This is a genomic window from Pedobacter sp. GQ55 (assembly GCF_059758925.1).
Genome location: NZ_JCAXEI010000005.1, coordinates 401,214 through 414,775, shown reverse-complemented (window position 1 = coordinate 414,775; position 13,562 = coordinate 401,214). Strand labels below are relative to the sequence as shown.

General features: G+C 37.0%; 14 protein-coding genes. 2 read left to right on the top strand and 12 right to left on the bottom strand.

The features are described from left to right. Positions 1 to 44: 44 nt before the first annotated feature. From AC6CH7_RS16185 to AC6CH7_RS16170, 4 genes are read right to left on the bottom strand one after another with little or no spacing between them, the layout of a single operon-like run. Positions 45 to 893, bottom strand: coding sequence for a 4-hydroxy-3-methylbut-2-enyl diphosphate reductase (locus AC6CH7_RS16185; RefSeq protein WP_498263736.1), 849 nt, complete (start codon positions 891 to 893; stop codon positions 45 to 47). A gap of 53 nt (positions 894 to 946) precedes the next feature. Continuing rightward, complete coding sequence (locus AC6CH7_RS16180) at positions 947 to 1,846, bottom strand: hypothetical protein (RefSeq protein ID WP_498263735.1); 900 nt, start codon at positions 1,844 to 1,846, stop codon at positions 947 to 949. After that, positions 1,843 to 2,463, bottom strand: a complete 621-nt coding sequence (locus tag AC6CH7_RS16175) for a 1-acyl-sn-glycerol-3-phosphate acyltransferase (protein WP_498263734.1) — start codon at positions 2,461 to 2,463, stop codon at positions 1,843 to 1,845. The genes AC6CH7_RS16180 and AC6CH7_RS16175 overlap by 4 nt, the downstream gene beginning before the upstream one ends. Positions 2,464 to 2,502: 39 nt before the next feature. Then, positions 2,503 to 3,012 carry a phosphoribosyltransferase family protein gene (locus AC6CH7_RS16170; RefSeq protein WP_172659395.1) on the bottom strand — a complete coding sequence of 170 codons (510 nt, stop codon included), beginning with the start codon at positions 3,010 to 3,012 and terminating at the stop codon, positions 2,503 to 2,505. Positions 3,013 to 3,172: 160 nt separating this feature from the next. Here AC6CH7_RS16170 and AC6CH7_RS16165 point away from each other — a divergent pair, with 160 nt between their 5' ends. Further along, positions 3,173 to 3,883, top strand: coding sequence for a head GIN domain-containing protein (locus AC6CH7_RS16165; protein WP_498263733.1), 711 nt, complete (start codon positions 3,173 to 3,175; stop codon positions 3,881 to 3,883). Between the two features lie 56 nt (positions 3,884 to 3,939). Here the strand turns inward: AC6CH7_RS16165 and AC6CH7_RS16160 are convergent, their stop codons facing one another. The 7 genes from AC6CH7_RS16160 to kbl all read right to left on the bottom strand — a co-directional run bounded on the left by AC6CH7_RS16160 (position 3,940) and on the right by kbl (position 9,418). Then, positions 3,940 to 4,347 (bottom strand): hypothetical protein, encoded by a 408-nt coding sequence (locus AC6CH7_RS16160; protein WP_498263732.1) that lies wholly within the window; start codon positions 4,345 to 4,347, stop codon positions 3,940 to 3,942. A 1-nt stretch (position 4,348) separates the two neighbouring features. Next, positions 4,349 to 5,818: a 23S rRNA (uracil(1939)-C(5))-methyltransferase RlmD gene (gene rlmD, locus AC6CH7_RS16155; RefSeq protein WP_498263731.1), complete on the bottom strand. Its 1,470-nt coding sequence runs from the start codon at positions 5,816 to 5,818 to the stop codon at positions 4,349 to 4,351. Positions 5,819 to 5,910: 92 nt separating this feature from the next. Next, positions 5,911 to 6,021, bottom strand: a complete 111-nt coding sequence (locus tag AC6CH7_RS16150) for a phenylalanyl-tRNA synthetase subunit alpha (RefSeq protein WP_498263730.1) — start codon at positions 6,019 to 6,021, stop codon at positions 5,911 to 5,913. Between the two features lie 82 nt (positions 6,022 to 6,103). Further along, positions 6,104 to 6,679, bottom strand: coding sequence for a TetR/AcrR family transcriptional regulator (locus tag AC6CH7_RS16145; RefSeq protein WP_048903726.1), 576 nt, complete (start codon positions 6,677 to 6,679; stop codon positions 6,104 to 6,106). Further along, the gene (locus AC6CH7_RS16140) at positions 6,679 to 7,089 is read right to left on the bottom strand and encodes a Rieske (2Fe-2S) protein (protein ID WP_498263729.1); all 411 of its coding nucleotides are present in this window, start codon (positions 7,087 to 7,089) and stop codon (positions 6,679 to 6,681) included. The genes AC6CH7_RS16145 and AC6CH7_RS16140 overlap by 1 nt, the downstream gene beginning before the upstream one ends. Beyond that, positions 7,089 to 8,126 (bottom strand): phenylalanine--tRNA ligase subunit alpha, encoded by a 1,038-nt coding sequence (pheS, locus tag AC6CH7_RS16135; protein WP_498263728.1) that lies wholly within the window; start codon positions 8,124 to 8,126, stop codon positions 7,089 to 7,091. Before pheS ends, AC6CH7_RS16140 begins: the two co-directional genes overlap by 1 nt. 104 nt (positions 8,127 to 8,230) lie before the next feature. Beyond that, on the bottom strand, positions 8,231 to 9,418 hold the full coding sequence (kbl, locus tag AC6CH7_RS16130) for a glycine C-acetyltransferase (RefSeq protein WP_498263727.1): 1,188 nt from the start codon (positions 9,416 to 9,418) through the stop codon (positions 8,231 to 8,233). 142 nt (positions 9,419 to 9,560) lie between these two features. Between kbl and AC6CH7_RS16125 the strand changes: the two genes are divergently transcribed. Continuing rightward, complete coding sequence (locus tag AC6CH7_RS16125; protein ID WP_498263726.1) at positions 9,561 to 12,008, top strand: DUF5686 and carboxypeptidase regulatory-like domain-containing protein; 2,448 nt, start codon at positions 9,561 to 9,563, stop codon at positions 12,006 to 12,008. Positions 12,009 to 12,073: 65 nt separating this feature from the next. Here the strand turns inward: AC6CH7_RS16125 and AC6CH7_RS16120 are convergent, their stop codons facing one another. Continuing rightward, complete coding sequence (locus AC6CH7_RS16120; RefSeq protein ID WP_498263725.1) at positions 12,074 to 13,267, bottom strand: C1 family peptidase; 1,194 nt, start codon at positions 13,265 to 13,267, stop codon at positions 12,074 to 12,076. Between the last annotated feature and the right edge of the window lie 295 nt (positions 13,268 to 13,562).

Here is a 13,562-nt window from a genome sequence, read left to right as displayed (position 1 = left end):
CTTATTATACTTTTATAATCTTCCGTAAAAACAATAATTACTTTTTAATGATTTTGGAGAAAGGCTTTAACCTCTTCCATCAACCACATAGGCGTAGATGTAGCACCGCAAATTCCAACCTTATCTTTAGGAGAAAACCAGTTGAAATCTATTTCTTCAATATTTGAAATGAAATATGAATTGTTGTTATACTTTTTGCAAACATCATATAAAACCTTTCCGTTAGATGATTTTTTCCCCGAAACGAATATGATCTTATCATAGTTTACCACAAATTTCTCCAGATCAGTATAACGGTTAGAAACTTGTCTGCAAATGGTGTCGTTTGCCTTAATGTCATATCCCCTATTTATGAGTTCGTCTTTTATCTGGTAAAATTTATCCGTGCTCTTAGTTGTTTGACTATACAAAGTGAATTTCGAAGGCAGATCTACATGATCCAACTCTGCCAAATCCTGAAAAACAATAGCTTTGCCATCAGTTTGCCCCTGCAAGCCCACTACTTCCGCATGACCATGTTTACCGAAAATCAGAATTTGCTCCTCATCATCGTGTGAGTTCTTAATTCTGTTTTGAAGTTTTAAAACAACCGGACAAGAAGCATCAATTAATGTCAGTTCATTTTCCAATGCAAGCTGGTAAGTAGTTGGAGCTTCTCCATGAGCCCTGATCAGAACTTTCTCCTTCTTTAAGCTCTGCAATTGCTCATGATCGATTATCCTTAAACCTTTATCAGTTAACCGCTTAACCTCTTCATCGTTATGCACAATATCGCCCAGGCAATACAAATAATTCTCATGATCTAAAATATCTTCAGCCATATCAATAGCATAAACTACCCCAAAGCAAAAGCCCGACGCCTTATCTATAGTAACGGTTAAATCGTATTTCATCTTTCTTCTGACACTAATAATATACAAAATTACACAAAAAGAGTTTCATATTCTTATATCTTATGTTTGACTGATGTCAATACCTTAATCCAAAGCCCCTTTAATAACAGTCCAAAAAGCATGATCATTTGAATTGGGTGGAGCAAAACATTTACAAAAGGATTTTGTGCCGTAAGAAAAGATATCATTACCCTGCTTAGAAAAATCAATCCAAAAGGTAAAACCAAAAATACCGGTTCAAAATTGATCAACACAATAATAGGTCCGGCAATAACCAGCACCAGGTAAATTAACACGGCCAATATGTTATTTCCAAATGTCACCAGCAATTGCGATGAGACCTTATCAAATCCTATCTTTTCATCAATATAAGCGAACTTATTTGCAAGTAAAACTTCTGTTTTCCCATGCCAGTCACTCGACTTATAGCTACTTGCTTTAAAAAACATGCATCCGGTATTAGTTGTTGCAAATATTTGATGGGCACTCAATCTCACCAATCTTAACGGCAAAAGATTCAACAAAATGAAATCACTTAAAGGATAAACCAACCGGCTAAATAATCCGCAAAATCTACGATTAGGAACTATGCTCAACAAGTCCAGATCAAACACCTTAACACGACAAATAAGATTGTTTATCAGCCCTTTATTAATAATTGTATTAACATCTAAGAAAAGAATAAAGCCGCCAGTTGTTTCAGCTACTGCTTTTTCTGTTGTCTCTGAATGTTTTTTAACAACAACTTCTACATTCGTATAATCCTGAGCATTGATAGATGCTATCAATGAAGAAGGATCATCATTTTCATCCGACAAAGAAATGATAACTGAAACCTTATCCGTAAAGTGTTTCCCGTAATAGCCGAGTTTTGGATTGGATAAGAAATTAAATAACGTAACTGAAAACCGCAGCACAAGAAATACAAGCACAGCATAAACAAAAGTGATCATATTGTTTTACTCTGGCTTTTAACTGCATATCCATAATGTTTGTTATACTCACTTTTGAGTAGCTGCAAACTCACATACTCCTCCGCTTCCCAGGTAGCGAGGTAACTCCTTGCCTCTGGTTTTCTGCCGCCAAAATAATCTGTAAGATTAGCGGAAAATATAGTTTGAAATTTCTTCTTGGAAGCATTCACAACCTGCATCACCCCTTTTTCAAAAGTTATGCTACCGATGTAGCTTGTATAGAGTTTTCCCTGGGGAAACATAAGCACCAAATTATCGGGATCATCAAGTAAGCTCCCTGCATATGTTAATGTTTGCACCACATCCTTTCCTTTCGTTTCTGCAGCAAAAGCGCCCAAATATTTTAAAAACCATAACTTCTCATAATCCTCTTTCGTAACCAGTACATGAAACTGTTTCTTAAACAATTTTTTGTTTAAATAAAACATCAAAAAGCCATCCCACCAGCTAAAATGATTGGCCAATAAAAGAACGGCCTCATTTTCTTTGATCTGAAGTTGATTAAAATTGTACGAAGAAAAGTCCTTCTTTATGATATATGTAACATACCAGGAAAAGAACTTAAAAATTACAGGGCTTTTTTGGGACTGGTACATCCCTCTAAAATGAGAAAAATTAGCCTCAAATGCAAACGACTAGCTTAAATAAACCCTGTCTTCCTCACCTTCAACATCCATAACCACATCAACATGTTCCTTTAAAACAGTAGCCATCTCCAGGCCAACAAAATCAGTAGCTATTGGGAAAATTTTATGGCTCCTGTCTACCAGGACCACAGTACGGATTTTTTTGTGTGGTGTATTCAGGAAAACACCTAAACCATAAGCAAGTGTTTTACCGCTATTTAATACATCATCAACAAGTATGATCACTTTATTTTTCCAATGCGACTCATCTAAATCAGTATTCGCAACCAATTTAGTATTCAGCCTGTCAAGATCTATTCTGAGCATCGTGATTTTAAGATCAGAGATTTTTGTCAATACCTTCTTAAGCCTTAAGGCTAATTTATAGCCCCGGTCCCATATTCCTGCCAATACAATTTCCTTCTCGTCTAAATTATCTTCCAGAATCTGGTATGCAATTCTGTTGATCTTTTGCTGTATCTGTTTTTTATCTAGAATAAGTAATTGAGATTCTGCCATCTGGTATCACATTGTTTATGCTACAAAAAGAACCATTTTAAGGTTCATATTCAAACTTAGATAAAAATATTTTTATATGCGTTTAAAAAAAGTTTACAAATCGTGCAACGTTTACGCCTCTGTTGCGTCTAATCAATAAACCCTCAATCTAAAACCAATTATGAAAGCATCATCTATACTCAAATCAGCACTAACACTACTTGTGTTTTCGGCATCTGTAATATCATCAAATGCCCAACAAAATAAAGACGTTTCCATAACCAACTTCAATGAAGTTTCAGTTTCAAGCGGAATAGATCTATACCTTACACAGAGCAATTCCGAGAATATTCGTATCAATGCTCATCCCGATCTCCTTAAAAATGTCATCATCGAGAAAGAAGGGAACAACCTAAAAATCAGATATAAAGACGGTGTTAACTGGGGTCAGTTATTTAAAAATCAAAGCATCAAAGTTTATGTCAATTATAAAACGTTAAAAGCCTTATCAGCAAGCGGAGGTAGTGATGTGTATACTCAAAACACACTGAAAACCGATAGATTGTCACTAAGTGCATCAGGAGGTTCTGATTTAAAATTAGATGTAGTTGCTAAAGATGTTGCAGTGCACACAAGTGGCGGCTCTGATGTTGATTTAAAAGGAAGTGCAACAAATATGGAGGTTGCTACAAGTGGAGGCAGCGATGTAAACGCGCTGGATTTCGTAGTTGATTACGCAAAAGTAAGTTCAAGTGGTGGTTCTGATGCGAACATTCATGTTAATAAAGCATTAGAGGCAAGTGCCAGTGGAGGTAGTGATATAAACTACAAAGGAAGTGCGTCAGTAAAAAACAACTCCAGCAAAAGCGGAGATGTAAACCGATTAAAATAAAGTTTAGTTTTAGTTTTTAGTTATTCCTGCCAAACGGATGTCTGGCAGGAATTTTTTTATCCTTTATTTTTATAAGGATAATAAATAAAGTTAGCCCCTTCAGGTACAATTACAAAAACGCACATAAAGTCTTCCGGCTTTTTGTAGCTTTTCAAAAACAATGCTTTTTTTTCCGGTTGGATGATACCTTTTTCTACAAACTCTTCGAAAGTAGAGGCTTGTATAGTCCATTCGGTATTTAATTCCTTTCTATCCAGAATTACCTCCCCAATATTTACTTCATACTGGTGGGCAATAAAAATGGGATTAGCAGATATTCCTTCCAACATTATTTCTACGGCAATCTCTTTAATAGAGTCTGCATATAAATCTAAATCCTTTTCTAAGCTTACCAAAGGGCTTTGTTTTTTCTCTTCTGCTTTTCCACCTTCTGGTTCCTGTGGCAATAATTCTTCTATATCCATCTTAATTATTCTCTAAAGTATCTTCCGATGTGCTACCTGCAAATTTCAATAACACTACATTTTCAACGTGCTGCGTATGAGGGAACATGTCAACAGGTTTAATACGAACTACCTCATATTTTTCCTTTAACAGGGCTAAATCTCTGGCTTGGGTAGCTGCATTACAACTCACATAAACAATTTTATCAGCTTCCATTTCAAGCAGTCTTTCCACTACATCCACATGCATTCCAGCTCTTGGCGGATCTGTAATTACCACATCGGGCTTACCATGACTTGCAATAAAGTCTCTTGTCAGGATATCCTTCATGTCGCCTGCATAAAAAATAGTATTGCCTATTTTATTAAGCTCCGAATTAAACTTGGCATCTTCAATAGCTGTTGGCACATATTCAATTCCAACTACTTGTTTTACACTTCTTGCTACAAAATTAGCAATGGTACCAGCACCGGTATACAAATCGTAAACCAGTTCATCACCAGTAAAACCTGCAAACTCTTTGGTAATTTTATACAACTCATGAGCCTGATCAGAATTGGTCTGGTAAAAAGACTTAGCCCCAATTTTAAACTTCAGCCCATCCATTTCCTCAAAAATATGGTCTCTACCTGCATATGTAATGACATCCTGATCAAAAATAGTATCATTCTTTTTTTGGTTTAGAATGTAAAGCAACGAGGTGATCTCCGGGAAATTCACTTTCAAATGTTCCATTAAACCATCTACCTGTTCTTGTTCTGCATAAGCAAAAACAACCACCACCATTACCTCACCTGTAGATGAAGTGCGTATGATCAGGTTTCTTAAATTACCTTCATGATTGCGCAGATCATAAAAAGTTAACCCGTTTTCCAAAGCATAAGCCCTAACACTATTCCTTAATGTATTAGAAGGCTCAGCCTGCAGGTAACAATGCTGGATGTCTAGAATTTTATCAAATCTTAGTGGAACGTGAAAACCAAGTGCATTCATTTCCAAATCCTCATTCGGACCGCTTAAATCCTCTGGCCTATCTCCCATATCCTGCTTATTCAACCAGCGTTTATTAGAAAACGTGTATTCAAGCTTATTGCGATAGTATTTATTTTCTGCAGAACCCAAAATTGGCTCCATTGCAGAGGTATCAATTTTTGCAAGACGCTGTAAAGCAGCCTCTACATTTTTATGTTTAAATTTTAATTGAGCATCGTAGCCCATGTGTTGCCATTTACAACCACCACAGGTGCCAAAGTGCGGGCAAAAAGGGTCAACTCTTAGATCAGAAGCCTTATTTAAGTTCTCAATTACTGCTTCAGCAAAATTTTTCTTTTTCTTTACTATGCGAACATCAACCACATCACCCGGCACGGCTTTATCCACAAATATAACTAGTTCATCTGCTTTGCCAACTCCTTTGCCCTCTTCGGCAATGTCAATAATACTTAGATTAGGGATGATGGTTACTGTTCCGGCTTTTCTATTTCTACTCATTATGCCGCAAAATTAGATAAAATTTCAGACATACTAATCTCCATAAGGCATTCAAAACACCTTTAAAAGAAAAGAAAATGCAATATCAAACTCTACTTGCCAAAAACTTTAAGGATTAAACCGAAAAAGCCCTCAACCATATTAAAGCTCATATCAAACTTCTCATCAACCATTACAGAAATCTCTAAAACCTCTCTACTCATAATATATTGACGTGTATAGCCAAATATAGATGTTTTTATACCGAATACCAAAACGGTACATGTTAAGGTTTTGTAAAGAAACCTACAAAGCGGCTTTTACCAGGAAGGGAAGAAGTTCTTTCTGAAAGCTCACAAAGTTCTTGCGTACGTCGGAATCACTAACAGAGGTAAAGGCGAATGAGAATACAATGCTCTTGCTTGCTTTTAATAAAAATGCCAGACCTTCTTTACGCGATGGGTTATTCTTAAAATGATCAAGCTCTAAATAAGCAGAAAGCAATAGAGACTCCAACTGATCGGATAAATGCTTTAAAAAATCTTGCGAGTTTGCATTTTCCCTAACAAAATCCCAACCGATAAACTCATTACAAACTGTATAAGTAAGTCTGCACGTTTTCATTACAAGCGCCTTAAGGTGCTCTTCTTCATCAGCAAACTGAGCTTTATTTTTTAAAATTTCATGAAGGTTCAGGTCCAGATAATTCATCAGGATAGCATCCAGAATCTGTTCTTTGCTTTCAAAATACTTATATATAGTTGCTTTAGCTATTCTGGCTTTTCTGGCAATCTCATTAACACTTGTTTTATGATAGCCGTACTTTCTGAATAGCTCTTTTGCAGACCTGATTATACTTTCCTTTATTTTCTCTGGTTCCATTAGTTACTTACATTTATAGTCAGGCCACCACGAAGTGATGTAGTATAAGATTTTAAATTACGTACAGCCGGCGCTTTTTGTGGAGTTCCGTCAAGCAGCAAAAATTTAGCTCCTGTACACGGGTCAGTCGCTGTAATTCCGGTCGAGTCCGGAACAACTGCACAGCCACCATTTTGAGGGTTTACCGAACTGGCCCTATCAAAGGCTCTGTAACCACCAGCAATCGCAACTATCATCAGGCCTTTAACACCCTGATTATCGACCAGCAATACATTGTTCTTGGCTTTAATCTTAAATTCCTGAACGGTCACATTATATTCCACAAAAACATTAGGAATCATTTCACTTTCTTTGCCACATCCCCAAAAAGTGATCACCAACAGAAATAATCCGACTATTTTTTTAATCATTATATTAATGACGTTTTATATTGCTTTAAAAAGCGAGCATCATTTTCAGAAAATAAACGTAAATCTTTAATTTCGAATTTTAGGTTGGCAATACGCTCAATCCCCATTCCGAATGCAAATCCGCTATATTTCTTGCTGTCAATATTACAATTTTCCAAAACATTAGGATCAACCATTCCACATCCTAAAATCTCAACCCAACCGCTATGCTTACACATCTGACAGCCTGCGCCCTTGCAGATGGTACAAGAAATATCCATTTCAGCTGATGGCTCTGTAAAAGGGAAATAAGACGGGCGGAAACGAACTTTTGTGCCTTCTCCATAAAGTTCCTGTACAAAATAGAACAGCGTTTGCTTTAAATCTGCAAATGAGACATTCTCATCAATATACAAACCCTCGACCTGGTGGAAAAAGCAATGTGCCCTTGCAGAAATGGCCTCATTACGATAAACACGACCTGGCATAATTGCTCTGAATGGGGGCTTACCCGCCTCCATCATTCTTACCTGAACAGAAGAAGTGTGCGTACGCAAAGCGATGTCTCCTTTTTCGCCTCCCTTTTTAATAAAGAAAGTATCCTGCATATCTCTTGCCGGATGTTCTTCCGGGAAGTTTAATGCAGAGAAATTGTGCCAGTCATCCTCGATCTCCGGACCTTCTGCTACAATAAAACCCAGTTTATTAAAAATCTCTATAATTTCTCGTCTAACCAAAGCCAATGGGTGGCGGGCTCCAACTTCAAACCCCTCACCAGGCAAGGTTAAATCTATATCAGCACTTGCTGAAACTTCTGCTACCCCACCCTGATCTTTCAGTGTTTGATATTTTGCTTCTGCAAGTTGTTTAAATTCATTTAAAACCTTTCCCAGCGTTCTTTTTTCTTCTGGTGAAACGGCCTTAAATTCATCGAAAATATCTTTGATAATTCCTTTAGTACCAAGGAATTTTATACGGAATTGTTCTAATTCATCTGCTTTATCAGTCGAGAAAGCATTTATTTCTGCTGTATACTGTGTTATCTTGTCTTGTAACATGGCGACAAATATACAGCTATTTATGCAATATATTTATAATGGCTGAGTCCAAAAATCGTCATGAAGCATCACTCCATAAAGAAAATAGACTCAGCCGCTTAGTTTTATATTACACCCAATGCTTTACCAACTTTAGTAAATGCTGCGATGGCTTTATCTAAATGATGCTGCTCATGAGCAGCAGATAATTGCACGCGGATTCTAGCTTTGCCTTGCCCAACCACCGGATAATAGAACCCGATTACATAAATACCTTCCTCGAGCATTTTAGCCGCAAATTCCTGAGCAAGCTTAGCATCATAAAGCATAACCGGAACAATCGGATGTACACCATCTTTAATGTCAAAACCAGCTTCAGTCATTTTCGCACGGAAGTAAGTAGTATTACGTTCCAGTTTATCCCTTAAGTCAGTAGTTTCACTTAAAAGATCCAGAACCGCTACGGATGCACCTGTAATTGCAGGGGCAAGTGTATTTGAGAATAAATACGGGCGAGATCTTTGGCGCAACATGTCAATAATTTCTTTCTTACCAGAAGTAAATCCTCCAGAGGCACCGCCAAGTGCTTTACCCAGGGTACCTGTAATAATGTCAACCCTATCTATCACATTGAAATGCTCATGAGTACCACGGCCTGTTCTACCCATAAAACCAGTACAATGCGACTCGTCAATCATTACAAGCGCCTCATATTTATCTGCTAAATCACAAATTTTATCTAAAGGAGCCACAACTCCATCCATAGAAAAAGCCCCATCTGTAACAATAATGCGATGTCTGGAATCCTTAGCAGCAATTAATTGCTGTTCCAAATCTGCCATATCCGCATTTTTATATCTAAAGCGCTTTGCTTTACACAAGCGCACTCCGTCGATGATAGAAGCATGGTTTAATTCATCAGAAATAATAGCGTCCTGATCATTAAACAAAGGTTCAAAAACACCACCGTTAGCATCAAATGCAGCTGCATATAAAATGGTATCTTCTGTACCTAAAAATTTGGAAAGCTTTGCTTCCAGTTCTTTATGAACATCCTGAGTACCGCATATAAAACGTACCGACGACATTCCGTAACCATATTTATCTATAGCTTTCTTTGCCGCTTCAATAACAGCCGGATGAGACGATAGTCCCAAATAATTATTTGCACAAAAATTGATCACCTCCTGCCCAGTGCTGATTTTAATATCGGCTCCCTGAGGGGTTACAATGATACGTTCACGTTTAAATAAACCGTCTTTTTCTATTTGCTCCAGTTCTTGTTCCAGAACGGGTTTTAAAGTTTTGTACATATTTATAATAATTAGTGCAACCAAAGTTATAAAAATATCGTCTTGTGGTGGTAAAGCAATTAAACGATGGTTGCAAACTTTAACACAAAAAATCTGTTTAGTATTCACAACTAATCCGATATTTAAGCCTTAAATCCAATTAATGAAGAATATTTTTTTAACGCTATTTCTTTTAATAAGCGCCCTTAGCCTATCAGCACAACAGCTTAAACTTGGTGGTACAATAAAAGACACAGAAGGACAATCAGTACCATTTGCTTCTGTTTACATAAAAAATACGACCATTGGAACTTCTGCCAATGTGGATGGTATTTATTCGCTAAGCGTTGAAAAGGGAACTTTTACCGTTATTTATAAAGCAATTGGATATAAAGCACTAGAGAAAGAAATCACTATTAATGATAACCTGACAGAAGACATCGTAATAACACCGGAAACTTACACCCTGGCCGGAGTTACCATAGATGGCAATGCAGAAGATCCTGCTTACGAAATCATCAGGCAGGCCATTAAAAAAAGGAAAGAACACCTTACCGAAGTAAAGGCTTATAAAGCCGACGTATATATTAAAGGTGTACAAAAACTTGTAGGGGCACCCAAAAAGTTTTTTGGAAAAGACATTCAAAAAACGCTTAATCTGGATACCAACAGAAAAGGGATTTTATATTTATCAGAGTCAACCTCTACATTTTCATATGAACGCCCAAATAAGATTCATGAAGAAATGGTGTCTTCAAAAATTGCCGGCCGCAACAATGCCTTTAGTTTCAATAAAGCATCAGACCTGATCATAAATTTTTACGACAACATCTTATTAGAAGATAAACTAAGTGCCCGTGGCTTTGTATCACCAATTTCCGAAAATGCCTTTCTCTATTACAGATACAAATTGATAGGCGTTTCTACAGAAAACGGCGCGATAGTTAATAAAATCCAAATTATTCCCCGCCGGGAACACGATCCTGTTTTCAGAGGTACTATATATATTACGGACGACAGCTGGCATCTTGTTAACGCTGAGGTATACTTAACCAGCAACTCAGGCATCAACCTTCTTGATACATTAAATATCTCGCAACAGTTTATTAAAACCGAGAACACTTATATGCCATCGAACATCAATTTCCAGTTTAGTGGTAATGTGTTTGGCTTTAAGTTCGAGGGTTATTACATTGGGGTTTACAGCAATTACAATCTCCACCCGAACTTTCCGAAAAACTATTTCACCGGTGAAATCCTCAAAATAACCAAAGCAGTAAATAAAAAAGATTCCCTGTTTTGGCTTAATAACAGGCCGATTCCACTTACAAAGGAAGAAAGCCAGGATTACGTGAGAAAGGACAGCATAGCCGCGCTTAAAGTTTCAAAGCATTATCTCGATTCATTAGAACGTGAAAACAATAAATTTGGAATTGTAAAGGCCGCTATAACAGGATACACCATAAACAACAGGTACGCTCAGAAGTATTATAGTTTTGACCCTATATATCGTTCTATATTTTACAACACGGTTGAAGGTTTTGCGCTTAAATACGGAGTAACGTATACGAAGCGCCTTCAGGACAGCCGTTATTACAGCATACGACCAGAGCTGAGGTACGGATTTTCTAATAAAACCTTAACGGGGAACCTATCTGCAAATTACTACTACAACCCCGTAAAACGTGCAAACATTAGTATCAGCGCCGGTTCCGGTATTTACGACCTAAACAACCTGGGAACAATGAGTCTTTTGGGCAATTCCATTAACTCCTTACTGTTCGAAACCAACTTCTCTAAATTCTATAAAAAGGAATTTGCGAACATTGGTACAACAAGGGAACTCTCCAATGGACTTCAGGCATCGCTGACTGCAGATTATGCCCGCCACACCAATCTTGAGAACTCCACAACATTCAAAATAAAGGATTTAAAGGGCGAAACTTTTACATCTAACAATCCTTTTAATCCAGATACAGAAACACCATTGTTTCCAACATATAAGTCATTAGCAATTACAGCATCATTAAATTACACCATTGATCAGCAATATATAACCCGCCCTGATGGTAAATTTTACCAGGGGTCAAAATATCCGGTAATTAACCTTACCTATAAAAAAGGCATCAAGGGATTATTCAATAGTGATGTAGATTACGATCTGGTATCATTAGAAGTTTCTCAAAACCGCATCAGTGCTGGTTTGTGGGGTTACTCATCATTCGTTGTTGGCGCTGGTAAATTCATCAACAATAACACAGTTTACTACCCGGAGGCGAAACATTTCAGAGGCAACAACTCTTTACTCGGGCTTCCGAATTTAAGAAAGTTCTTATTTCTCGATTTTTATCTTTTCAGTACAGATCGTCAGTATCTTGAGGCGCATTTTGAACATAATTTCTCTGGCCTTTTAACAAATAAAGTTCCGCTGTTGCGCAAATTAAAACTCGAAGAACTTGTTGGGGTCAACTATTTGAGTCAGCCAGTAAAGAGAAATTATACAGAGTTTTACTTTGGCTTACAAAGATTAATTTTCAAAGCCACATATGGCTTTGCTTACGATGGCAACAAAAGGGTAAATCATGGCTTTAGGCTATATTATGGATTCTAGCCATCAGCTGCTAAATTGAAAAGGGACTGCGTAATGCAGTCCCTTTTCAATAAAATCTTTTGCTGTTATATATCCAGTTTTTTGCGGATATCTGAAGGGATACCTTTTTTATGCAATAAAAATGCTGTGGTTTTATATTTCACAAAGTTTTTGGTTACATATAAATAGCCTTTATAATCGTTAGTAGCACCCCAGGAGTTTTTAACGATGTAATATTCTTTACCGTTCTGGTCTTTAGCCAGTCCTGTAATTTGCATACCATGATCATCAGTAGTTTGATAATCATCAAATGCTGCCTGACGTAAATCAACTGTGATTTCTTTTTCAGCCTTCGGACCACCGAACATTGCTTTTTTCTCTTCGTCAGTCATGCTATCAAAGTTCTTTTCAGGAACATAAGCAACACCATTTTTCCAGCTAAAGCCTTTTTCACTAACATCAGTTGCCCATGCAACGCTATAACCACCTTTTAAAGCATTATCGATAATTTTAGTGATATCATCCATTTGTACATTGTACACCTGATCATATGACCAGTTATCAGGCACCATTAAAACTGCTTTTTTATAATAAGGAGAGGTATTGAAAGATGAAAGTTCAACATAATCTTCAGGATTGATTCCTACAACCTCTTTAGCAAAGGTTTTTGGAGTGTATTCTTTTCCTTCGTAAGTGAATTTTTCTGGAACAGCGCCCATGCAAGAATCGATAGTGGCTATATATTTAGTTTTCCAGTTGGGATCAAGCTTACCATCTGGTGCTTTTACTGCATTTTCCAGAATAGCTTTTGTAAGACTATTCATTCTATCTGATGACCCAGGAGTTCCATAATCATTACCACTGTAAACATCCTGAGGTAAAGCGCCATATTTAGCAAACATATTAATTACATCATGACATGCACCACCATCGCCTAATGTTAAGGCCCCATGCATACGCACATAGTTAATTCCTTTTTCAACATAAGCATTACGGGCAGTAAATAAATCTGCAAGATCTACAGGTTTTTTACCCATTCTAATCATTTCCGACTCTAAAAAAGAGTTGGTGCTGTAGCTCCAGCAAGTACCAGATGATTTTTGATTTTTAACAGAAGTAGCTTCAGTATTGATAACCGGAGTAAATTTAAAGCTGGTTGCGCTGTTTTCGCTTTGGTTGTTTTTTAATGAATTTACAAGGTTGTCTTGCGCAAATCCAACGGTTGATCCAAGTAGAAAACTTGCCGTCAACCACAATGATCTCATCGTAGTGTTAGTCATTTTTATAAATAATAAGTTAGTTTTATTTGTGTTTTTAAATAACGCATACAAACTTAACAATAATCTAACTAAGGTGGTAGGTTTACAATAATGTTACAAACCTATTTGTCTATTCTTAAATTGTACTCACCCGGACCTAACGCGGATATGCCCCAAACATCACACGGGTAATACCTCCAGTAAATCCCTGTTAAAACCGCATTACATTTATATAAGTAGTGAGTATTTTTATGAAGGAATCGACAAATCTCATTTCAACACAGATTCACTTATTTTTTTCTTAACTTTGCACCGC